The organism is Streptomyces sp. PTL18 (assembly GCF_059510295.1).
On record NZ_JCAJZO010000001.1, the window covers coordinates 873,411 to 897,014 of the forward strand.

General features: G+C 72.3%; 14 protein-coding genes. 3 read left to right on the forward strand and 11 right to left on the reverse strand.

The window, feature by feature from the left end; translation table 11 throughout:
- Positions 1-111: 111 nt before the first annotated feature.
- The 5 genes from AC5WS8_RS04065 to AC5WS8_RS04085 all read right to left on the reverse strand — a co-directional run bounded on the left by AC5WS8_RS04065 (position 112) and on the right by AC5WS8_RS04085 (position 6,829).
- Positions 112-237 (reverse strand): SapB/AmfS family lanthipeptide, encoded by a 126-nt coding sequence (locus AC5WS8_RS04065; protein WP_496101839.1) that lies wholly within the window; start codon positions 235-237, stop codon positions 112-114.
- Positions 238-284: 47 nt separating this feature from the next.
- Complete coding sequence (gene lanKC / locus AC5WS8_RS04070) at positions 285-2,882, reverse strand: class III lanthionine synthetase LanKC (RefSeq protein ID WP_496101840.1); 2,598 nt, start codon at positions 2,880-2,882, stop codon at positions 285-287.
- A gap of 355 nt (positions 2,883-3,237) precedes the next feature.
- Complete coding sequence (locus tag AC5WS8_RS04075) at positions 3,238-3,843, reverse strand: class I SAM-dependent methyltransferase (protein ID WP_496101841.1); 606 nt, start codon at positions 3,841-3,843, stop codon at positions 3,238-3,240.
- A gap of 329 nt (positions 3,844-4,172) precedes the next feature.
- Entirely contained in the window at positions 4,173-5,237 is a 1,065-nt protein-coding gene (locus AC5WS8_RS04080) for a cobalamin B12-binding domain-containing protein (protein WP_496101842.1), read from the reverse strand.
- On the reverse strand, positions 5,234-6,829 hold the full coding sequence (locus tag AC5WS8_RS04085) for a PP2C family protein-serine/threonine phosphatase (RefSeq protein ID WP_496101843.1): 1,596 nt from the start codon (positions 6,827-6,829) through the stop codon (positions 5,234-5,236). Before AC5WS8_RS04085 ends, AC5WS8_RS04080 begins: the two co-directional genes overlap by 4 nt.
- A gap of 651 nt (positions 6,830-7,480) precedes the next feature.
- Between AC5WS8_RS04085 and AC5WS8_RS04090 the strand changes: the two genes are divergently transcribed.
- Positions 7,481-9,190, forward strand: a complete 1,710-nt coding sequence (locus tag AC5WS8_RS04090; protein ID WP_496101844.1) for an MFS transporter — start codon at positions 7,481-7,483, stop codon at positions 9,188-9,190.
- Positions 9,191-9,645: 455 nt separating this feature from the next.
- On the opposite strand, the gene AC5WS8_RS04095 is transcribed toward AC5WS8_RS04090, so the two are convergent.
- From AC5WS8_RS04095 to AC5WS8_RS04120, 6 genes are all read right to left on the reverse strand, one after another.
- A complete protein-coding gene (locus AC5WS8_RS04095) occupies positions 9,646-10,674 on the reverse strand; it encodes an aminotransferase class I/II-fold pyridoxal phosphate-dependent enzyme (protein WP_496101845.1) in 1,029 nt (342 codons plus the stop codon).
- A gap of 5 nt (positions 10,675-10,679) precedes the next feature.
- Positions 10,680-11,696 carry a 3-oxoacyl-ACP synthase III family protein gene (locus AC5WS8_RS04100; RefSeq protein WP_496101846.1) on the reverse strand — a complete coding sequence of 339 codons (1,017 nt, stop codon included), beginning with the start codon at positions 11,694-11,696 and terminating at the stop codon, positions 10,680-10,682.
- Positions 11,693-12,343, reverse strand: a complete 651-nt coding sequence (locus AC5WS8_RS04105; protein WP_496101847.1) for an SRPBCC family protein — start codon at positions 12,341-12,343, stop codon at positions 11,693-11,695. The genes AC5WS8_RS04100 and AC5WS8_RS04105 overlap by 4 nt, the downstream gene beginning before the upstream one ends.
- Entirely contained in the window at positions 12,318-14,084 is a 1,767-nt protein-coding gene (locus AC5WS8_RS04110; protein WP_496101848.1) for a thiamine pyrophosphate-binding protein, read from the reverse strand. Before AC5WS8_RS04110 ends, AC5WS8_RS04105 begins: the two co-directional genes overlap by 26 nt.
- A complete protein-coding gene (locus tag AC5WS8_RS04115; RefSeq protein WP_496101849.1) occupies positions 14,081-15,097 on the reverse strand; it encodes a GlxA family transcriptional regulator in 1,017 nt (338 codons plus the stop codon). Before AC5WS8_RS04115 ends, AC5WS8_RS04110 begins: the two co-directional genes overlap by 4 nt.
- A 320-nt stretch (positions 15,098-15,417) precedes the next feature.
- Complete coding sequence (locus tag AC5WS8_RS04120) at positions 15,418-18,036, reverse strand: alpha-L-arabinofuranosidase family protein (RefSeq protein ID WP_496101850.1); 2,619 nt, start codon at positions 18,034-18,036, stop codon at positions 15,418-15,420.
- Positions 18,037-18,757: 721 nt separating this feature from the next.
- Here AC5WS8_RS04120 and AC5WS8_RS04125 point away from each other — a divergent pair.
- Both AC5WS8_RS04125 and AC5WS8_RS04130 read left to right on the forward strand, forming a co-directional pair.
- Positions 18,758-21,676: a SpoIIE family protein phosphatase gene (locus AC5WS8_RS04125; RefSeq protein WP_496101851.1), complete on the forward strand. Its 2,919-nt coding sequence runs from the start codon at positions 18,758-18,760 to the stop codon at positions 21,674-21,676.
- A gap of 273 nt (positions 21,677-21,949) precedes the next feature.
- Positions 21,950-23,596: a hypothetical protein gene (locus tag AC5WS8_RS04130; RefSeq protein WP_496101852.1), complete on the forward strand. Its 1,647-nt coding sequence runs from the start codon at positions 21,950-21,952 to the stop codon at positions 23,594-23,596.
- Positions 23,597-23,604: the final 8 nt, after the last annotated feature.

The window sequence follows — 23,604 nt, forward strand, 5'->3', positions numbered from 1 at the left end:
GCGCACCTTCCTGCCGGAGTCTGCCCACGTCGTGAGATCAAAGGGTGTGTCCCGGGCGGCTCGGAGCCGCCCGGGACGTTTCAGCGCCGGCCCGTCAGGGCCGCCGGCGCCTCAGAGGCAGAGCGTGACGCTGGCGACGCTGTCGCACAGCGTCAGGCTGATCTCGCTGCCGCCGCCGTGCAGTTCGTCTTCCTGCGGCTCGGGGGTCTCCATCGTCTGCAGGTCGAGAAGCGACATGATCGTTTCCTTTCCTTCCGTGTCCTCGTGGGGACGGGGATGGTGGGTTACGACTCCGGGTCCGGAGCCGGCTCGTGGTCCCGCGGCCGTGGCGGCGGGAGGAAGGGGAGCCCGACGGGCTCTGCGTGGAGGGCCGCCCCGGCGGCGAGCAGGCAACCCGCCGTGCCGGTGGCCAGGTCGTGGGACAGCCGCATCATCTGGTCGCCGGGGAACGCCAGCCCGCTGTCCTGGCGCATGGCGTACCAGTCGAGGGCGGCGAGCTGGACGGGGAGTTCGGCGGCCGGGCGCTCGCCCGGCGTGGTGGTGCGGGCCAGGTGCAGGACCATGCCGGCCCGGCCGCGGAACAGGCCGGGCTGCGCGTAGAAGCGGGAGCAGGCGGCCGGCAGGATGGCGGCCCGGGTTGACTCGAACTCCGGTTCGTGGCGGTGCGCGAGGTAGTCGTCGAGCACCATGGCGATGCCGACGCTGCCCGCGCCGGTGTACGGCAGGGTGCGGGTGCGGTCGTCGACGACGAGGGTGCCGTCCGGCCGTCGCACGCAGCGGGCCAGATCGGTCCGGAGCGCGGTGGCGGCGGCGTCCAGCAGCGCGGGGTCACCGGTGCGTTCGTGGTGCCGGATGAACAGCAGGGCCGCTCCGGTGGCGCCGTGCAGCAGTCCGGTGCGGTCCGGTGGCGCAGCGGTCAGCCGGCGGGCGGTCAGCCGCACCACGTCGTCGGCGTGCTCGTGCAGCGCCGGGTCGTGCCGCGCCAGATGGCCCAGGACGAGGCCCACGCCGGCCAGTCCGCCGTGCAGACCGATGCCGAGGCGGTCCCACTTCTCGCTCAGCACCCGGTGGGTGATCTCCAGCGCGGCGTCGGCGTGACCGAGCCCCTCCAGCGCGTACGCCGCGCCGAGCAGCCCGTCGTACAGGCCGGGCGGGGTACCGCGCGGCGGGTCGGCGGCATGCCGCAGCAGCCACTGCTCGCCGTCCGGGTACCGGCCGGCGCCGGTGGCGGCCAGGGCGTACAGCACGCCCGCCGCGCCGTGTGCGATGCCGATGCCGCCGCCGTCGCCGAACTGGGCGATGTCGCCGGGGAACAGCCGGTCGTCGCGTTCGGGGGTGGCGGAGGCGAGGATGGCGGCGGCCATCGCGTCCCGGCTGCGCGGCCAGTCGGCCACCTGCGGCAGGTCCGCAGGCGGTGCGGCGGAGGGTGCCGCGGCCGGTGTCGAGGGCGGTGCACCGCCCTCGATCTCCGCGACGGCCTCGGCGAGCCACTGGCGGGGCACGTCCGGGAAGTGGCTGTGAACCAGCCCGGCGAGGTGGGCGGCCTTGCCGCGGTCGATCGCCAGCAGCGTCGTCAGCGGAAGGAACAGCGCGAGCCGCAGACATGCCAGGGCGTACCGGTCGATGGCGAAGCCGGTGCGGTCGGGCGGTGCCACGAAACCGGGGTGCGCGACGGTCTGGCGGGCGCCGTCCTCGGCCGGGGCCGCGGCCTCGAAGTCCAGCAGCGCGACCGACTCCTCGTCGGGTGCGACCATGATGTTGAACATGTGCAGATCGCCGATGACCACCCCGCGCCCGTGCACAGCGGCGACGGCCTCCTCGACCGCCCGGTGCAGCCGCAGCGCCCAGCGGGTGTAGTCGGCCACGGCCTCGGGGTCGGGACGCGCGGCGATCAGCGGGTGCCGTTCGGCGAAGAACGCGTTGAGAGTGCGGCCGGGCAGGAAGTCCATCACCAGGAACCGGTGCCCGCCGATGTCGAGCCAGTCGCGCACGGCGGGCACGACGTGCAGGCCGGCCAGCCGTTCCAGGGCGGTCCTCTCCCGTTCGAGACGGGTCACCGCGTCGGCGCCGTCCGCCGCGAGTCCGGCGTGCGGCCGGGCCTCCTTGAGCACCACCCGCTCGCCGGTGCGGGTGTCGGTGCCGGCGTAGACCCCGCCGCCGTTGGAGAAGTGCAGCGCCCGCTCGATGCGGTAGGGGAGGTCGGCGACGGTCGTGGCGGCGCGCGCGGCGAGCTGGGGTTCGAGGAAGGCCGGCAGCCGCACCCACGACGGCACATGGAACACCGGGTCGCGGCGGTCCGGTATCAGCCGGCCTCGGTCGTCCTCGATGGCCGGCACCAGCGCACCGGTGGCGTCGGCGCAGTAGCGTGGCGCGAAGGCGCCGTAGCGCACGTACAGGGGGCCGTCGTTCCAGCGCAGGTCGGTGAGGATGTACGGGCCGGGCTCGCCGGCCAGCACCTCGTCCAGTTCACGCAGCACGGTGTGCAGTTGTTCCTCGTCGCCCGGGTAGACGGTGGCGAACTTGCCGCTGCCGCCGCGGTCGGCGTACTTGGAGTTGCGCAGAAACAGCTCGCGGGCACTGGGCACGAACTTGAACGGGATGCCGCGCGACACGCAGTAGTCCCACAGCTTGGCCGCGGACTTCTCGGCGTTGCCGAGGCACGCCGAGACGTGGATCTTCCATCCCTGGGCGGGCCCGTGGGGACCGGACGGCCTCAGATGCAGCCAGTCCCCCTTGCGGGTGCGCCGCCAGCCCTCGGGGGCCGGGCGCAGCGCCGGCTCGAACTCCTGCGGCCCGGCTTGCTCGCGGACGACGGCCAGCCGCTCGGGGGTCTCGTAGAACTGGCGGTCGGCGAGACAGAACACCTCGTACCGCTTGTCCATGCCACCCCTTCCTCCGGTCCGATCGACGGGAGCGAGATTGTCATGCGCGGCATGAGCCCAACAGTCACCTTTGTCATGAACCACCCGTGCAGAATGAACAGTTGGCGCGGGCTGACTCACCATCAGCTACCGGCGTTCATCATCTGACACTCGGTCAGGCCTTGCCGTCCGGCGAGGTGTCAGGTCGGCGGCTGCCCGGGGCTTCAGGACCGAGGGCGGCGAGATGCCGCGAAGGGCAGGCGGAACCCCTTGCCGGCCACAGCGGTCGCACCAGCGGTGTCGAACGGATCCGGGCGAGGCGGAGGCGGTCGGCGGGGCCGCCCGGCAGGGCGGGATCAGGTCGTGCCGCAGGACCTCATCGGCGGTGGACACTGACGGCGTAGCCGCCGCCTTCGTAGGGGTCCGCGTCCCAGGTGGCGAAGCGGTCGACGAGGGTGAGGCCGGCCGCTGCGCAGCAGTCGTCGTACTCGTCCAGGCCGATGCCGGGCGGCACGGGCAGATGAGCTTCGTCCAGGCCGAACCCGGCGACCATCAGACCACCCGGGCGCAGGGCCGCGGCCAGGCGACCGACCACCGCGGCCTCGGTGCCGGGGGCGAGCAGCGGGAGCACGTTGCCCGCAGCGACCACGAGATCGAAGTCCGCCGCGATGCCGAGCAGGCTCGGCTCGAACCCGGCCAGATCGGCCTGGAACCAAGGCAGTTCCGGCGCCTGTTGCTGCGCCACCGCCAGCATCGACGCGTCGAGGTCGACCCCGACGCAGTCGTACCCGAGCTCCGCGAGCCGGATCGTGACCCGCCCGGTACCGCACCCGGCGTCCAGCACCCGCGCTCCGGCGGGCACGAGCGCCGCGCAGAACCGCGCCTCCCCGTGCACGTCCTTCCCGCCACGGGCCAGGGCCGCGAACCGGGCGGCATAGTCCTGTCCCGACCTTCCCCCGGTCAACTCCTCCCAACGGCTCATGCCGCCGACTATAGGCGCGGCCGTGGGCCGCTCGAAGAGGTGACCCGGCCGACTCGGCCCGACGCCGATCCGGCCCGGATGCCCCGGGCGCGTCGGACGATTCCCGTGTCGATACCGAGGCGGACGGCTCGGCTCCACAAGATGCCGGCGGCAGCCGCTGCGCCTCAGCCGCCGGTGACGGCACTCCCCTGGGCGGCCCCGTGGTCCCTGCGCGTCGGTGACCTGCGCGGCCGCCGGGACGCCGGTGCAGGTCTTCGGCCGAGCCCGCACGAGCCACCCGCGCGCTCGGCTCGGCGCAACGGCACGGCGCCGACGCCGGCCGCCCCCCGTCAGTCCGACGGGACGGCCTGGCCCGCTGCCGCCAGCCACCGCCGCCCGGCGTCCAGGTGCCCGGACGCCCGCGGAAGGTCGCCGAGCGGGCCGGACAGCGCCCCCAGGGCCACGCCCAGAGCGGCGGTGGGCACGCCGCGGGCGCGGAGGAACGCCGCACCGAAGGAGAGGTGGTCGGTGAGGACCCGCGGATCGTCGACGTAGTTCGCCGCGGCCAGTACGTCCGGGAGACGGCCGAGGTCCTCCCGAACGGCCTCGGCATGTTCCGCGCCGGGGTCGCACAGCGACGGGTACCGCTCGCGCAGCCGGGCGAGCAGCCGCCGCAGCAACTCGGACCGCTGCCGGACGATCCGGGAGTGCTCCTCGTCGGCCAGGTGCTCCAGGGGCGCCGTTTCGCCCGGGGTGTCCGGCCACCGTACGGCGAGCGCGTCGGCGGCGGCGGCCGGATCGGGCATGTACAGGTCGGCTCCGAGCGTGCGGGCCCAGACGCCTGCGGGTCCGAAGCCCGCCCCGCCCGCGAGCACCGGCACCCCGGCGCGCCGGGAGCACTCGACGAGGCGGTGTGCGGCAGGCAGGCATACCGGGATCATGCAGGACAGCGCCACCAGGTCGGGCCCCTGCCGGTGCAGGTGGGACACCAGGCGCGGGACGTGGACGTCGGCGCCCAGGAACGTCAGGTCGAAGCCGCGCAGCCGCAGCACCTCGGCGGCGATCCGCGCGGGCAGGGTGTGGTGCTCCCCCTCGACGCACGCGCACAGGACACGGCGGCCCGGCGCGGGGTTCCGAGGGCGGGCCGCCGAGGCCTCGGCGGCCACGGCGCCCACCACGCGCTCGCTCACGTGGGTGGCGGCGTGCTCCCGCGCGACGCTCCACCGAGTGGACACCCACCGGGTGCCGACAGCGGCCTGGGCCGGGGCGATCAGACGGAGCAGAACCTCCTCCGCCGAGGCACCGGACCGCAGCAGGCCCAGGGCGAGGGCGGTTGCCCCGGTCTCGTCGGCGCGGGCGAGGTGGTCGTCGAAGGCGGCGCGGACGCCCGGCGCCACGGCGCACGCGCCGGTCACCGCAGGGCTCCGGCGGTGCCGGACGAACCGGGTGAGGCCTGCAGCACCAGCACCGCGATGTCGTCGTGGGCAGCTCCGGCCAGCCAGTCGGCGACGCGCATCTCGACCCGCTCGGCGACCGCGCCGGCGGGCATCCCCGCGCAGACCTCCAGGTCGTGTGCCAGCCGCTCGGCTCCGTACTCCTCGGCACCTTCGGCGCCGCCCCGCGCCTCGGTGACCCCGTCGCTGTACAGCAGGATCAGTTCCTCGGGCGCCAGGTGCACTCCGGCCTGGCCGAATTCCGGGCCGGGCAGGGCCCCGACCAGCATCCCGCCCACGACCACGGCCTCCACGGCGCCGCCACGGCGCAGCACCAGCGGCGGCGGATGCCCGCCTCCGGCCAGGACCACGTCCAGGGCACCTCCGGAGCCCGGGCGGGCGGTGCCGATGACCACACTGGCGAATCGGCCCGAGTCCGCCTCGAGCAGCGACTGGTTGAGCACGTCCAGCACACGCAGTGGCCGGGACTCGACAAGGGCCAGGGTCCGCAGGCTCTGGCGGACGTGGCCGGTGAGTACGGCCGCCTCGACGCCCTTGCCGCACACGTCCCCCAGGGCGAAGTCCACACCCCCGCCGTCGCCCCGCGTGGGTTCCACCTGGTAGAAGTCGCCGCCGAAGCCCAGTTCCTCCGGGGCCGGGCGGTAGGCGGCGCCCAGGCGCACCCCCGGCACGTCGGGCAGGGGCGCCGGATTGAGGCCCGACTGGAGCACGGCCGCCGTGTGGGCCTGCTGGGCGAAGAGGGCGGCGGTCGACAGCGCCATACCGGCCCGGAGGGCGAAGTCACCCACCACGGCGGCGTCCTCGGCGCTCCAGCCCCCGGCTTCGGCCGAGCGGAAGAGAACCAGGGCCCCCGCCGGGGCCTCGCTGCCCGGCAGTGCCGTCACGAATGACGCCCCTCCCCCCTCGCCGGGCTCCGGCGGCGCCCCATCGAGCTCGGTGAACTCTCCCGGTGGGCAGGCGGCGGGCCGCTGCCACAGGCCCGACAGGGCCCGCCTCAGGTGCGGCACACGCTGGAGGGAGGACGCCGGCAACGTGCCCGACTCCACCGTCCCCGGCGCGGCGCAGCGATACCAGCCCGCGTGGCCCGCACGCGGCGGCAGTACGAGCAACGCCGCGTCCGCCAAGGCCGGCACGGCGAGCTCCACCACGCTGCGGGCCGTGCGGCCGTGGTGCAGGGACGCCCCCAGTCGTCGGCCCGCCTCGTTCAGGAACGCCGTCCGTGACCGTTCGGCGCGCAGCTCGGCCTCGCAGCGGCGGACCTCGGTCTCGTCACGGACGAGCCACACCGAGCAGTCCTCCACGGTGCTCCTGCGTCCGGTCAGCCGCCGGCCGAGGAACTCGGCGTCGAAGTGCGCCGCGGAGGAGAGGACCGCCTGCCCGAGGGGCCCGGCCACCGCGGCATCCGGCACCTTCCCCGGCCGCAGGTCCGGGAAGTAGACACCGGTCAGGCCGTTGCACCAGCAAACCACGCCGGAGGCGTCGCAGACCACGATCGCCTGGTCGACGAGGTCGGGCAGAGCCTGCGACAACTTGCGTCCGGGTCGGCCCTGCATCTCTCCGTCACCGCCGTGCGCCGCCGGGCTGCGGGCTCGGGTACGCGTCACCGGCCCCGTGCGCCGCGAGGACGGGCCCCGGCCCATCGCGGGACGCCGACGGCCTCGCCGACCGGTGCACGAGCCGTACGCACCGCCGCTTCACACCCTGACACCCCGAAAGTCCGTTACATCCGATTTTCTTACCATACAACCCACCCTCCCCTCGGACACCGGCCACAGGATCCCGTGGCCCACCACGGCTTGGAGCCCGACGCGGCGGCACGGCCCCGGCGGCCGCCTCGCCCGGTCGGCGAGGCCACGACGGACCTCGACGCCGTGCCGACCGGCCGGGGAGAAGACCGTCACCGGCACAAGCACGAACGTGCGGCCCGGGACAGGCCGGATGATCCATCGGCGCCCACAGAGGTTCCGGCGCGACCGCACACCCCTGCACCTCCCCGGGCGCAAGGTCACGTTTCGGCATCCCCCCACACACACCTAGGCCGTACCGACTGGTCGGTACTAGCCTCTGCGCACACCTTCCCCGAATGCAGAGAACCGGGATTCGGCCCACCAGGCCGAACAGCGCTCGCGCCCGCCGCACCGCAAGGCGTGCACTGTCCGCACTCACCGCACCGGGCCCTCGGGCCCGAACCCAGGAGCCGCCGCATGACTGCCATGCCTGCTTCGCCCGACGACACTCATCCCGGACCAACCGATACCGGCACACCGGAAACAGCCGGCCGCGTCGCCCGGCTGTGGCGCCGGGAGTTGAACCACTACCCCGTCACCTCACGCCGCATGGCGTACCTGGCGATCGTGGTGTTGACCACCGTGGTCCTGTACTACGCCCTCTACGTGCAGTACGCGGTCGCCACGTCGATCATCACGCACTTCCACATGACCTACAGCTATTTCGTGTGGGTGTCCGTCATCGGCAACGCGGTCGGCGCGTTCGCCTCGCTCGTGGCGGGCCTCGCCGACCGCTGGGGCCGGGCCAACATGGTGGTCTACGGTCTTCTCATCGCCGCGCTGCTCAGCCTCCTCGCCCTGCCCAACGCCCCGGACAAGGGCACCTACCTGGCGCTCTTCGCCTGCCTCAGCTTCATCGAAGGCATCGTGCTGGTGGCCACGCCGGCACTGATCCGGGACTTCTCCCCGCAACTCGGACGGGCCACCGCGATGGGCTACTGGACCATGGGCCCGGTGATCGGGAGCCTGGTCGTCACCGTCGTCACCAGCAGCACCCTGTCCTTCGCCGACTGGCAGGACGAGCTGCGCTACTCCGGCTGGGCCGGGCTTGCCGTCTTCGTTCTGGCACTGGTGGGGCTGCGCGAGCTGTCGCCCCGGTTGCGTGATCAGATCATGGTCAGCCTCCGCGACCGTGCGCTGGTCGAAGCGCGGGCCAAGGGCATGAACCCGAGGACGGCGACAGAGGGTCACTGGCGGCAGATGCTGCGGCTGGACGTCATCGGCTCGGCCACCGCTGTCAGCCTCTTCCTCCTGCTCTACTTCGGCGCTGTGGGGAACTTCGTCGTCTATTTCGCCGCGACCTTCGGCTACAGCGAGCAGCGCACCAACGGGCTGGCCAACTGGTACTGGGCGGCCAACGCGGTGGCGCTGGTGGCGGCCGGGCTGCTCTCCGACAAGCTGAAGGTCCGCAAGCCGTTCATGGTCGCCGGAGCCCTCGGGTCGATCGCGGTCACCACGCTCTTCGCCCTGCACGCCACAGAACAGCGCACCGGCTACTACACGTTCGCCGCACTGTTCGTCGCCATCGGTGTGTTCACCGGCGTCACCTACGCACCCTGGATGGCGAGCTTCACCGAGACCGTCGAGAAACACAACGCGGCCGCCACGGCGACCGGTCTGGCCGTGTGGGGGTGGATCATCCGGGCGGTGGTCGCGATCTCCACAGCGTTCGTCCCGGTCGTGGTCACGTCTGCCACGCCACTGGTCGAGCACGGTGCCCAGGTGAAGGCCGCGAGCGTCCGGGCCGCCCCCGCTCTGGCCGTCATCAACGCGCACCCGCGGCTTTTCGCCGAACTCCAGGCATACCCTCCGACCGCGGTCCCGTCGGCACTGGCGGCGCAGGCGGTGCGAGAGGTCGGGGCCGCCGACCTGGCCACCGTGCGCAAGGCCCAGCCGCAGTTGGCGTTGCTGCAACGCTACGGGTCCCAGGTGAAGAGCGCCGCGGCCAAGGGGCCCGAGGAGTGGCGCACCTGGTGGCTGATCTGTGTGGCCGGACAAGTGTTCTTCCTGCCCTTCATCTTCGTCATGGCCGGCCGTTGGAGCCCGCGGAAGGCACGTGAGGAGGCAGTGGAGCACCGGCGCGCGGTGGAGCGTGAGCTGGCGGCCCTCGACGACGAGGGCGCCTGATCCCACGGCCGCCCTGCGGCCTCGGTGGGCAGCCCTGTGCTCCCCGCCGAGGCCGTGGCCTCGGCGATCGCGTCGGGTGCACGCCGGTCGGCCGGAACCCGTTCGAGCACGGACGGAAGCCCACCTCGCCGACGCCCCGGCCGCAATCCGGCTGTGCCGGCACCACCCGCACGGGGCGTTGCGCGTCAGCGTCCTCGGGGCCGCCCCTCAGCTCCGGCGACAACGCGCCTGGGCCCACCGGCGGCCGGAACGCCCGGCGCCGGCAGCAGCAACGCCGGGGCCGCCGAACGAAGCGGCCGGCGGACCACCGCGCGTGTCCCGGGCTGCCGAGCAACCGGCAGACGGGTGCAGCCCGGCGGCCGGCGTCGGCCGACCGGGCTGTCGCGCCGAACGTTCGCCGGTGCCCAGGCCGTAGGTGACGGCCCCCGGCACCGCTCAGGCGCACCGACCCGCGGTCACCCGCTCACCGGTCCGTCCGCGCACCCCTTTCCCGCCGGCGCCAGGACGGACAGCACCGCATCCCCGTCCTCCGGACGGCCGACCGTCAGCCGTATGCCCTCCCCCGGCCAGTGACGGATGTGGATCCGGGCGGTGGTGAGCGTGTGCGCCGCATGCTCGGTGCCGAAGCCGGACCCGGCGGCGAACCAGAGGAAGTTGGCCTGGCTGGGCAGGACGGGCAGCCCGCGCCTGGTGAGCCGGCGGTGCAGGCGTTCGCGTTCGCGGATGACGGCGTCCACGCGTGCGGCGAGTTCCTCACCGGCCCCCAACGTGGCCTCGACCGCGGCGGCGGCCACCGCGTTGATGCCGTAGGGCAGTTGCTGGTTCCGTATGCGCGCCACCAGACGGGGATCACCCAGGCCGTAGCCCACCCGCAGCGCGGCCAGTCCGTAGGCCTTGGAGAAGGTCCGCAGCACCAGGAGGTTCGGCCGGCCGGCCAGCAGGGGGAGACTGTCGGGGGCCGCGGGGTGGCACACGAACTCGATGTACGCCTCGTCCAGCAGCACGGTGACGTGCTCCGGTACCCGGGCGAGGAACTCCGCGAGTTCGGGCGCGGTGACGAGGCTGCCCGTCGGGTTGTGCGGATTGCAGACCACCACGACGCCGGTGGTCGCGTCGATCGCCCGGGCCAGGGCGGCCAGGTTCTGTCGCCCGTCGGGCAGCAGTGGCACGGGAACCGGCTCGGCCCCCGCCATGGCGGCCAGCATCGGATAGGCGTCGAACCCTGGCCAGGCGTACACCATGCGGTCGCCCGGCCGGATCACGGCCCGCAGGAGTTGGAGCGCCACGCCCACCGATCCGCTGCCGACCGCGACGGCGTCGCCGTCCACACCGCACCAGCCGGCGATCCGCCGGGCCAGCCGGTCGGGGTGGAACGGTGGGTAGCGGTGGGCCCGGTCGGCGGTGTCCCGGATCGCCTTCCCGACGGACGGCAGCGGTGGGTAAGGGCTCTCGTTGAGTCCCAGCAGGCGCGGGGAGGGGGACACCGCGGTCACCATCCCTGCCCCCAGCGGATCGCGGCGGCGCCGGCGTAGTCCCCGGCGTGGGCGAACCCGGCGAGCACCACCAGGTCGCCCTCCCGGATCCGCCGGGAGCGGATCGCGTCGTCGAGTGTGACGGGCATCGCGGCGCCGAAGAGGTTGCCGTACCGGTCGAAGGTGTCGGGGTGGCGCTCGGCGGGCACGTCCAGAGCGTCACGCCAGTTGCGCAAGAAGGTGCGGTTGGGCTGGTTGGTGATCAGGTGGTCGATGTCGGTGGTCTTCCTTCCCAGGCGGTGGAACAGGTCGTGCACGACCTGCGGCACCAGATGGTTGCCCCGCTGAAGCACATGGGTGACTCCCGTCTCGGTGAACCCGATGTGGACCTGGGCCTCACCGGCCTCCCAGTACTTGCGCCCGTCGTCGCGCACCATGGTCATGTCGCCGGCATGGGCGGGGATGTGCCGGCTCTCGATCCCGAGGACAGGGGCGTGTGCGGAGGTCGTCACGTAGCCGACACCGCAGCCGTCGCCCGGGATGGCGGCCTGGGAGAGACCGCGCACCTGTGACTGTGTGAACAGCTGGCCCGCGGCGCTCTGCGCATTGCAGATCAGGGCCGTGCGGGCCTCGCCGTCGAGCAGGATCTGCCGGGCCAGGTCGAGCATGTGCACGAAGGAGGCACAGCCGGCGTTGGCCACGTCGATCAGCCACCGGGGCGCCAGGCCCAGCCGGCGCGCCACTTCGGTGCCGGCGCCCACGAAGGGCTGGTCCGGCAGTTGGCTGTGCACGAGCAGGACGTCGACGCGGCGGATCGCCGCTCGGCCGTGGCGTTCGATCAGCGGCTGGACGGCACGCTCGATCATGTCCGCGTTGGTCTCGTCGGGCGACACGTGGTGGCGTGACGGGGGGACCTTGAACATCGGGCTGTCGCGCAGCTTGTCCTCCGCCGCCGGGTGCTCGGTGAAGAAGGCGGCGGGTACCGGCTCGCCGGGGAGATAGGTCGAGACGTCGGTCAGGCTCACCGACGTCATCGGGACACCTGCTCGACGGGGGAGCTGCTGACGGGGAGACCGTTGCGGTGCCGGTGCTCGAGAATCGCCTTGAGGTTGCGCATCTCGAGGGTGTGACCGGCATAGAACAGGTCCCAGTACTCACCCACCCAGCGCCGGTCGGGGCGCGGTGCCAGGTCCGGATGGGGATTGCGCCGGTAGTACGGGTGGCGGCAGTTGGTCCAGGTGATCACCGATCCGGAGCGGCCGAGGACGAGGGCGGCCGGAACCACCCTCATCAGGTAGACCATCCACAGCTCGTCGCCCTGGTCCCAGGCACAGTGGTAGTCGACGGTCATCGCCCCGGGGTGGGCCTCGGTCCGGCAGTAGATCCGGGTGCCTTTCTCCAGCAGGTCGTGGCCCACCCACAGCCCCGGCGCGTCCGCGGGCTGGAACCCCCGCAGGCTGCACGTCCACTCCTCGAGGTGGTGGCCGCGGCGGAGATAGTCGTACGTCGCCTCCGGCGGGCAGTCGACGTACTCCTGGATGGTGCAGTACTCGCCGTAGACCTGCTGGTGCGGATAGGCGTCCGAGGTCATCTCCAGGCAGCGGGCGGCCAGTTCCTCGGGGCTGGTGTTCTCCACCCGCACGAGGCCCGGGATGTCAGCCAACGTGGATCGGTCGGTCATGGGTGTGCATCTCCTCGTCGTGGATCGGCCGGTGTCCGGGCGCGACGGCGGCGCCCGGACCGGCTGCGGAAGCGGTCAGGAAGGGCTGGAACGGCGGTGTCTCGCGGTGGTCGAGGTCCATGGCGACCAGGGCCGGCCCACCGAGGTCGTTGCTGTGCAGCAACGCGGATCGCAGCTGTGCCGGGTCGCCGGCCGAGGCGACGCGCAGCCTGGGGAACATCGCCGACGCGCCGGCTGCGATGCGGGACGGGTGGAAGACGTTCTCGAGGCGGGCGCCGCCTTGGAAGAGCTCCTCGCGCGTGACGCACATGGCGTGCGCGTTGTTGTTCAGGACGACGAAGGTGACCGGCGCGTCGTACTCGATCGCCGTGTGCATCTCCATGCCGTGCATGAAGAACGCCCCGTCACCGGCCACCACGTAGGTCCGCCGGCCCGTGGCCAACGCGGCGCCGATCCCGGCACCGAAGGTGTAGCCCATGCCTCCCATGCCCACCGCCACGACGAAGCGGCCGTCGCGGGGGGCCGGCAGCGCGTGGATGGCGGCGGCCCCCACGTTGCCGGCGTCCACGAAGACATGGGCGTCCTGGGGCAGCGCCTCGGCGATCGCGCCGACCACCGAGGTGTAGCCGGGGGCCGGACCGGAACGCGGAGCAGGGCGCAGGGAGGACGGCGGGTGATGGGCCGGGCAGGCCGGAGGCCGCGGTGACAGACGGCGCTCCAGCGCCCGAAGGGTGTCGGCGACCGGGCCGAGCAGGGGAATTCCCGGAACGAAGGGTGGCTCCGGATCGACGCAGACCACGGGCATCCCGGTGAGCAGCGACTCCAGTCTCCCCCGCGCCAGGACGGGCAGGCGCGTGCCCACCAGCAGGCAGGCGTCGGCCCGGCGCAGGCAGTCCTCGACCTCGGGATGGCCCATCACCCCTGCCACGCCCACGAACCGGGGGCTGCGGTTGTCGTAGACGTCCTTGGCGTCCGGTGACACGGCGACGCAGGCGCCGAGGTGCCGCACCATGCCCGCCAGTTCCTCGCGCGCCCTCGTCCCGGCCGCGCCCTCCCCGGCGATCACCACGACGTGGGAGGCGTTCTCCAGCACGCCGACCGCCTCGGCCAGGCGGGCGGGATCCGGCTGCGGGGCGGCGGGCGGGTGGGGCGCCCCCGTCCTGTGCGCCGCCTTGCCCGCTTCTCTCCCGGCGAGCGGCACCTCGAGGTGTCCTTGCTGGGCGTCCTTGGGCAGGAGCAGCACGGCGGGGCCCCGGGGCTCGGTCTGTGCCACGGTGACCGCGCGGGCCAGCAGTCCGGGGATCGCGTCGGGCTCGGTCACTCGGGCGCAGAAGCGAGAGACGGGTGCGAAGACGTCCAGGGCGTCGAAGGAGCCCGCCTTGCCGCTGGAGTCCTGGAAGGCGCCCCGGCCCTCCTGAAAGGTGGGCGGCTGTCCCACCAGGGCCAGGAGCGGGACGCGCGAGGCGTGGGCCTCCGCCAGTCCCGGGACCAGGTTCATCGCACCGCCCCCCGACGTGGCCGCGACGACACCGAGGCGCGCGGTGGCCCGTGCGTACCCGTCCGCCATGGTGACCGCGGAGAACTCGTGTTTGGCCACGACACCGCGGATGCGGCCGGGGGCGCGGTGCACCGCTTCGTACAGGTCCTCGATGTTCGCTCCCCCCACGCCGAACACGTACCGGACACCGATCCGCTCCAGTTCGGCGGTGACGTAGTCCACCAGACGCATCCGGCAGGTCATGCGGACCTCCGTTCCGCCCATGCCGGCTCGACGACGGGATCGGAGTGCGTCCGCAGCTGGAAGTGGTGCCGGTACTGTGCGGGGGTGACGCCGACGACGGCGGTGAAGGCGCGCAGGAACGTCTCGATCGCGGCGAATCCGCAGCGGCTCGCGACCTGGCACACCGACAGGTCGGTCGCCTCCAGGAGTTGACGGGCCCGGGCGATACGTAATCGCCGTACGTACTGCCCCGGCGTCATACCCACCGACTGCGCGAAGACGCGGGCGAAGTGACGTGGGCTCATGCTCGCGCGTCCGGCGAGTTCGGACACCGTCAGCGTGCGGTGGAGGTTCTCCTGGATCCAGTCCTGAAGGGACCGGATCGGCTCCTGGTCGGTCAGCTGTGTGTCAAGGACCATGCTGAACTGGGTCTGGCCACCGGGCCGTTTGAAGTACAGGACCAGGTACTTCGCCACTTCCAAGGCGCACGCCGCCCCCAGGTCGTCCTCCACCAGGGCCAGGGCCATGTCGATACCGGTGGACACCCCCGCCGAGGTGATGTACGGGCCGTCCCGGACGTAGATCGGCTCGGGATCCACCGTCACCTCGGGGTAGCGCCGCGCCATCTGCTCCCCGAACGCCCAGTGCGTGGTGGCCCGTCGTCCGTCGAGGAGGCCGGCCTCCGCCAGCAGGAAGGCCCCACCGCACACGGAGGCCACGCGTCGGGACCGTGCCGCGGCGCACCTGATCCATGCGACGAAGGACGTATCCGTCAAAGCCTCTCTGAGACCCGGCCCACCGGGCACGACGAGGGTGTCGATCGCCCCCTCCGCGGCCTCCAGGGGATCGGCCTGCACGACGAGGCCCGCCGAGGTCGCCACTGACGGGGAATCAGGGGAGACGCACTGCAGACGGTAGGCGCTCGCGTGCTCGGCCATGAGCCGGTTCACCGTGTCGAAGACCTCGAGCGGTCCGCTCACGTCCAGGGTCTGGGCACCGCGGTAGACCACGATAACAACATGTCGTTGTCTCATGGTGACAGCCTGTTCCCCGCGGAGGACCGTCCACAATGACAGGCTGTTGACGATTCCTGCCATGCGTCGGACTCAGTGCGCTGACCGGGCAGAAGGCTTCGGGCGGGTGCAGGGTGAAACAGGTCACGCGAGAGGCGGGAGATACGGCCCAAGGCTCCGGCCGGCCGGACCGAGGCAGCGGTGGCCGGCCAACCGCAGGCAGGCGGGGTTCCCACCGCAGCGAGGCGGTGGCGGAGGAAGGGACGCACACCCGCCCCGGCCAGGAGCCGGAAGCGGGTGTCGGTTCCCCTGCCCGGGCAGGAGCGCCGAGCCGTGCGCGATCAGGTCAGGACGAGTTCCAGTACGGTGACCGAGAGCGGTGGCACGGTGCTGGTGAAGGACGCTGCCGCGCCGGTGACGGTGCTCGTCCTGGGCACCAGCGTGTCGGGTTCCGTCAGCGTGTTGGTGGTGGTGCGCGAGGGGCCGGTCAGGACCGTCGCGGTGGCCTGCCTCTTGACTCCCTTGGCCAGCCCCTTCAGTTCGACCGGCACGTTCGCCTTCGCCGTCCCGCAGTTGACGATCGCGAGGTAGAGGCGGTTCCCGGAGCGGGTGGCCACGGTGGCGAGGCCGGGCAGCGCACGTGCGGTGGCCGGCAGCACCGTGGTGCCGAGCCTGCTCGTCAGCATGTGCTGTGCCCAGTAACTGGGCGACACGTAGCTGGTGAGGTTGTCGTAGGCGATCAGGTTGGTGGCCCAGACGTTGTTCTTGACGTGCGAGAAGAGCGGCGCGTAGCACTCCATGAGGACCTGGTCCGAGTTGCGGATCAGCCCGGCCAGCCAAGCGGCGTCCCCGAGCGCCGCATTGAGGTCGGGTGTGGGGCGGCCCTCCTGCGCGGCCCACTCCCCGACGAACACCTTCGTCGACGAGCGGTCCCGGTTGTCGTACTTGTGGGTGGAGGCCTGGGCGGCCGACGGCGCGAGGTAGTAGTGCTCGTCGATCAGGTCCGGCGTACGGCTCGTCACGGACGTCGTGGCGATCAGCTTCAGATGCGGGTACTTCGCCTTGATCGCGTCGTGGAAGGCCGCGAACCGCTCGTCGTACGACCCCGAGGAGTCGAACCAGTCCTCGTTGCCGATCTCGACGTATTCCAGGGGGAACGGTTCCGGGTGTCCGTCGGCGGCACGTCGTGCGCCCCAGGTGCTGGTGACGGGACCGGTGACGTACTCGATCTCGTCGAGTGCGTCCTGGATGAACGGCCTGAGTGCGTCGCCGGTGACGTGTTCGCCCTTGAGCGCGTAACCGGCGTAGACGGCGAGGACCGGTTGGGCGTGCATGTCCTCGACCCATTCCAGGTATTCGAGGAGTCCGAGGCCGTCCGTGGACCAGTAGCCCCAGGCGTCGTCCATGTGGCCGGGGCGTTCCCAGACCGGACCGATGGTGTTCTTCCAGTTGAACCGGGTCGCGATGGTGTTGCCCTCGAGGAAGTTCCCGCCGGGGAAACGCAGGAACTTCGGCTTCAGGGCGACCAGTTTGTCCATCAGGTCGATGCGCAGACCGTTCGGCCGGCTGTTGTAGGTGGGCGGGAAGAGGGAGACGTGCTGGAGCCACAGGGTCTGGCCCGCGGCGGCGGGGTCGGCGGTGGTGACGGTCAGCCTCGCGTCGCCGACCACGGGGGTGCGCGAAGTGGTGCGCAGGGTCAGCTCGAACGGACGGTCGCGGAAGTGGGTGCCGATGTGGGGCACGTGGGCGGACGCGTACACCGTCGCGCCGTCCTGGGACTCGATGGCCACCGTGACCGGGCCGATGCGTCGTGACGCCTTGGCGAACAACCGGGCGGTGTACGTGGTTCCGGGTCGCACGGGTATGCCCCAGAAGCCGTCGTTGGCGACGCCGGCCCGGTTTCCGGCTCCGGTGCCGCTCGGCAGCACGACCTTGAGGGAACGGTCGAGGGCGGCGTTGAGCGGGGTGGCGGTGTCGAGGGCGAGGGTCGTCCCGCCGACGGCGGACCAGTGGACGGGCGTGGTGTCGTCGGCCATCATCGAGCGGTTCTGCACCAGTTCGGCGTAGATGCCGCCCTCGCCGGAGTGGTTGATGTCCTCGAACATCAAGCCGGGAAGGACGGGGGACACGGCGTGCGCGGGGTGGGCGACGTCCACGCTCAGCAGCGGCGTCGTCGTCTCCACGGGGACCCCGGCCAGTGCCGCGACCTGCTCGGAGGTGAGGGCGGACGGGAACATCCACACGTCGTCGACCAGGCCGTGCCACTGGTCGACGTGCCCACCGCCGTACAGCGCACGCCCGATGGCGGTGTCACCGCTGCCGGCCCAGCCCGCGGTGTACGCGGTCTCCCCCTCCAGCACGCCGTTGACGTAGAGGCGGATGACACCGGCGGTCGGGTCGCTGACGCCGGCCAGGTGGGTCCAGGTGCCGGTGGGGGGCGCTGAAGCGGCGGCCGCCACGGAGGCGCCCTGGGTGGCGTCCGAGGCCAGCCGGGCGAAGGCGAAGGTGCCGGTGTCGTCGCGCAGCCCCAGGTAGAAGGCGCTGACCACCTTGCCGTCGATGCTGACGGCGGTCTGGTAGCCGCCGAGTTGAGCGAGGTTGACCCAGGCGCCCACCGAGAACGCCTTGGAGGTGTCGAGGGCCGGCCCGCCGGCCGTGGCGTCGCCGCCCGCCGTGAGGCTCAGGCTGTGGGTGCCGACCTTGCCGGTGGCCCAGCCGGCCGCGCCCTGGAGCGTCGCGTCACGACCGTTGCCGGAGGCGTCGGCGGCCGAGGTGCCGGAGCCTTCGTCGAAGGTCCAGTGGGCGGCTGCGGCGGGGAGCTCCGCGGCGGGGGCGCTCGCGGTGGTGCCGGTGAGTTCGGCGGCTCCGGCGGGAGCGGCGGCGGCGAAGGTCCCGGCGAGGGAGGCGGCGCCCAGGACGGTCAGGACGGTTCTGCGCGGCACTCCGGCTTCTGAAGGCATGCGGCTCATTCCTTTGTGACGGACCGTTGTGTTGCGTACCGGCCGGAGTAAGGCAGCCCGCCGAAGCGTCAGCTGACCTCGTCCGATATTTCGTACGACGATCGGTACTTCGAGCAGCTGGGATCTTAAAGTGTTCGTGAGGCCCGTCAACACCCCTGGTACGGCAATGCTTTTCACGCCCCGCCCGCCCCGTCGCCCTCGAGAGGCAGACGTGAAGGAGGGCTCCGCCGGACCGCGCCGACTCCCGGGGGCGAGACCGTCGGTACGGCGACCTTCCCCTCCCCGCCGTTCAACAGTGCCGGCGGCGGGATCAGATCCCCCGCCCCCCGCCCGTCCCATCGCACCGGGGTCCCGGGCCTGCGTCCGGGAGCCGCGCCACACGACAGGACCCCTCCACCGAACCACCGAACGGAAGATCCTCCGCGGCGACACAGGGCGAGGAGGCGTCACGCACGGTTGACCAGCGCCAAAGACTTTCCCCTGACGGATGAAATCGCCTGAGCTGTTCTGATTAGGATGTATTTCGACGGATGTAGATCGCCACAGGTCCACATCCGGTCATATACGGTCCAGCCGGTACCCGAAGCGTGAGCGGAGGCGACAGTCTGCAGTGGCGACCACCAGAGGCGGCGATGCCGACGACACCAACCCGACCATGCCCCGCGTCCTCCATCCGTCGCACCGGCCTCAGGGCCCGCGGACCACAGGAGCCTCGCGGTCCTTGTCCCGACACCTGCGGATGGGGTTGCTGGACGCCGTGGACGAGGACCGGCGCGATGTCGAGGTGCTGCTGACCGCGCTCCAGCAGGCGGTGGCCGAGGTCCAGGGGCTGGGCGGCATGGTGCATCTCCCGGGCGGCGGTATGAGCGGCATCCTCTACCTCGTCGCCGACAGTGGCCTGCCGGAGTCGATGACCCGGCCCTGGCTGATCATCCCGGCACGGGGCACGGCACCGCCCAGCAGGGCCGCCCGCGACGACACCGTCACCTGGCAGCCCCACCTGGCCCCGCCCGACCCGGTACCGGGACGGGATCCCGCCGCCCTGTGGCCCTCGCGGCTCCCCGTCGGCATCGGTCACCTGGCCGTCCCCGTTCCGGGCGGTGGCCGGCGACGCGGCGCGCTCTCCGTCCTCTTCCCGCCGGGCACCGAGCCCGGCGCGGCGGAGCGTGCGTTTCTGAACGAGGTGGCGGTCTGGATATCCGGAAGGCTCAAGTCGTCCGGGATCCTCAATCCGCCCCCCACCGTGCTGTGCGCCCTGCAGAACGGGCCAGGACCGCGGGATGCCACCACCCCGTGGGACCTGGAAGGGGTGCCCTCCCTCACGTTCACCTGGGACCTGCGCACCGGCGAGCTGACCGCCGACCGGCCCGTCGAGGAGGTGCTGGCCGGCATCGATCCGGAGGTGATGGCCGGCGGCATCGAGGCCTGGGCAGCGCTGATCCACCCGGATGACCTGCCAGGGGCGGTGGCCGGCTTCGACACCGGCATACAGGTGCGCGGCGGCTTCCGGAACGAGTACCGGATCCGACGCCAGGACGGCACATACCTCTGGATCGAGGCCCGTGTCCGGACGATCACGGACGAAGAGGGGACGCCGGTGGAGGTGGTCGGCGCCGTCCGGGACAGCAGCGAAACGCACGCCGCCGCCGAGTCGGTGGGACGGGCGCTGCGGCACATGAGCGACGGTTTCGTCTCCCTGGACACGGACTGGCGCATCGGATTCCTCAACCAGGCCGCCGAGCGGCTCCTGGGCGCTGCGGAAGACGTGGCCGGGGCCCTGCTCTGGAACGTTCCCGCGATGGGTGCCGTGCCGGGGCTGGAACAATGCTGCCGGGCCACGGCGGCCGAGGGCCGGCCCGCCGGATTCGACGTACCGGGGCCGGACGGGACGTCCTGGTACCACCTGCGTCTTGTCCCGGTGCCGGAAGGCCTCACGCTCTACATCACCGACATCACCGAGCGGCATCTGCGGGAGGCCGAGCGGGCCGCCGCGGAGCGGGCGGCCGCGGAGCGGGCGGCCCTGGTGCAGCGGATCACGCGGGATCTGGCCGAGGCCGTCACGGCCCAGGACGTGATGACGGCGGTGGCCGACGGTGTGATGGCACCCCTCGGGGCCACCGGACTCATCGTGCTCGGCGTGGTCGGCGACCGGCTGACCGTGGTCGGCTCCCGGGGACATTCGGAGGAGTTCACCCGCCTGCTGGACGGGCAGTGGACGGTCGAGGACACCACGAACCCGGTGAGCGACGCCCTGCGTACCCGCACCTCCCTCTACATCTCCTCCCCGGAGGACCTCCTGAGGCGTTACCCGGGGGCCGAGATCCTCACCCGCGAGGACGGCAAGCAGGCGTGGGCCGTCCTGCCGCTGGCGGTATCCGGGCGCGGGATCGGCGCGGCGGTGATCTGCTTCGGCCGGCCACGGGTGCCGGACGACGACGAACGGACACTGCTGACCGCACTCAGCGGCCTGATCGCGCAGGCCCTGGAGCGGGCCGGGCTCTACGACGAGGCCACGACGCGGGCCCGTACCCTGCAGCGCAACCTGCTGCCGCAGGCGCTGCCCGAGCTGCCGGAGGTCACGGCGGCGGCGCGCTACCAGCCGGCCAAGCAGGGAGCCGACGTCGGCGGCGACTGGTACGACGTGATCCCGCTGTCCGCGGCCCGGGTCGCGCTCGTGATCGGGGACGTCATGGGCCACGGCATGGCCGAGGCCGCCACCATGGGCGCGCTCCGCACGGCCGTCCGCACCCTCTCGGAGCTGGAGCTGCCGCCCGACGAAATCCTCGGCCACCTCAACGACATCGTCGGCGAGCTGGGCACCGATGCCTTCGCAACCTGCCTGTACGGCATCTACGACCCGGTGACCCGGTGTCTGTCGTACGCCAGCGCCGGCCAGCCGCCCCCGGCGGTGGCCCGCCCCGACGGCAGCGTCACCTTCCTGTCCATGACCCCGGACCCGCCGCTCGGGGTGGCCGCTCCCCCCTTCGAAACCCTCGAGACCCTCCTGCCCGCCGACAGCCTGCTCGCCCTCTACAGCGACGGCCTGGTCGAGAGCAAGGACAGGGATGTCACCACCGGCATGAGCCGCCTCGCCGACCTCCTCATGCAGTCCGTGAACGCCATGCTGACGTCGCCTGACGCGTCCGACCTGGACGCCCTCTCCGCCACCCTCACCTCCGCTCTCCTCCCCGCCCACGGCGCGCTGGTCGACGACGCCGCTCTGCTGCTGGCCCGCACCCACCCGCTGGGCCCGGAGAACGTCGCCGAGTGGCCGTTGCCGGAGGACCCGGTGGCGGCGGGCCAGGCCCGCGAACTGGTCCGCGCCCAGCTCGCCGACTGGGCTCTGGCCGATGAGGACCTGATCATGACCACCGAGCTCCTGGTCAGCGAGCTGGTCGGGAACGTCGTCCGGCACGCCTGCGGTCCCATCCGGCTGCGCATGCTCCGCAGCCGCGCACTGATCTGCGAGGTCTCCGACGCCAGCCTGACCACACCGCACATCCGCCACACCTCCGCCACCGACGAGGACGGCCGCGGCCTGCAGCTCATCTCCGCACTCTGCCAACGATGGGGCACCCGCCACACCCGCACCGGCAAGTCGATCTGGACCGAACAGCCCCTGCCCTCCGCCTCGGTCTGACGTGTGACCCCCGCGCGCCGGCCGACTCGCTGAGGTCCTGCTCGACGGTGAGGGCGGCCCCGCGTCCTGACGCTTTCCGCGGGCCCCGTGCACCGCGCCGAAGGCGCTCCATGGCCCCGCTCTTCGGCCAAGGTTCGGCAATGACACGTGCGGCCGTTGAACATCCCGTGGGCCCGGCACGTACCGCGAATGGATCCGGACTGTCATGACCGTCGTGCGACCACGCGACCGTGGGGCACTGCCCACGGAGGACGCACAGTGAGGAGCAGCTCAGTGGCCCGCAAGAACCTGACACCGTCGTCGCGTACGTCGCGGCGGGAGCACGCCCGAGGCTGGAAGCGGTCGAAGGTGTCGCTCGCGCTGATCGGCGGGCCGGTGATCCTCGCCGTCGTCGCGGGTTCGGTGTTCGCCGCGGAAAGCCGTTACCAGCCCCGCCCGCAACGGAACCGGGGAGCCGCCGCGCAGCCCGCGGCAGCCGGCAAACCCGATCCGAACTGCACGCTGTTGGTGCCGGACAACCCGCTCACCGCCCGTGGCCTGGCCACGCCGTACAGACTCGTCGCGACCGATCCGGCACAGGGCCCCTGCCACGAGGCCAACCCCGATCAGTCGGCGTTCGTGGAAGCCGCGATCGTCACCCCGAACGGCAAGCTCACGCTGTACAACCCGTTGGTGATCGACAAGGGAACGAGACCGGCCGCGCGCACCGCCCGGCCCTGGGTGCCGCGCGGCTCGACCGTGGGCATCTGGTTCGGTTTCAACAGCGCCAAGCTGACGTTGCGGGCAAGCGGCCGTCCGCACGGACTCGCCCGGAGCAAGTGCGTCAACGGCCTGCGGGGATCGGCCTTCGGCCAGTTCGCGTACTGCAATGCGCCGGCCTTCTTCCGCGCCGCCAACGCCCAGATCGCCAAGGGCCACCTGAGGATTCCGGCGCTCGGAACCGCCAAGGACGGCTTGCCCTGCCCGACCACGCGGGACTTCTCGGTCGTGGACCAGGACGGAAGCGACAACGTGGTGACCCACTACCTCGCCGACGCGCACGGCCGTATCGCCCAGAACAACGCCGCGAGCAGGGCCGCACTCAAGAAGGCCGCCCGGCTGAGCAACCGGGGCGACCGGCGCCACCGGCACAACGGCAGGGCCAAGTGGGCGACCACCCGCGCCCCCAAGGATCTGGCCAACGGCAGCGACAACCTGTTGCTGACCCAGTTCATGGACCCTGCCCTCGGCTGCAAGCCGTTCACCGTGCCCGACCAGTCCAGCGACGGCCAGGCCACGTCCGCGCTCGCGTTGGACGAACTGTCCGCCGCGGCACACCAGAAGGCCCCCGTCGCGCTGGTACCGCAGAACGATCCGATGGCGCTCGTCGACGGCCGTCGCAGCGTCGCGAAGACCAACGCGTACCGCGCGGGAGTCGACATGCCCGCGGTCGGTGCCGGTGCCGACGGTGACGGAGCGGCCTTCTGCACCACCCTCTTCCGCGATCCGGCCGGCATCCAACGCGTCTTCAAGGACAAGGCGCTCTTGGAAAAGGCGCCCTCGCCGGACCCCGCCATGGCGCCGAACCTCTTCGGCTTCCTCGCCGCACGGGCCAACCAGACGTTCACCAACCTGGGCTGCGACCAGCTGCTCGGCGCCACCGACCCCGTCACTCTCACCACCAACGCGGACGGCCTGGTCATCGACGCGGTGCTGGCCGCGCCCGACCGGACGCCTCCCTCGACCGCTCCCACGGCCGGCACCTCCCCGTCCGCGTCACCGACCGCTCCCACGGCCGCCACCTCCCCGTCCGCGTCACCGAGCACTCCCTCGGCCGGCACAAGCGCGAGCCCGAGCGCCACCGCCAAGGACACCTCGCCGACCAGCGCCTCCGTCTCCCCGTCGTCGTCCCCGAAGGCACAGCAGTCCGACGGAGGCTGACAGCCACG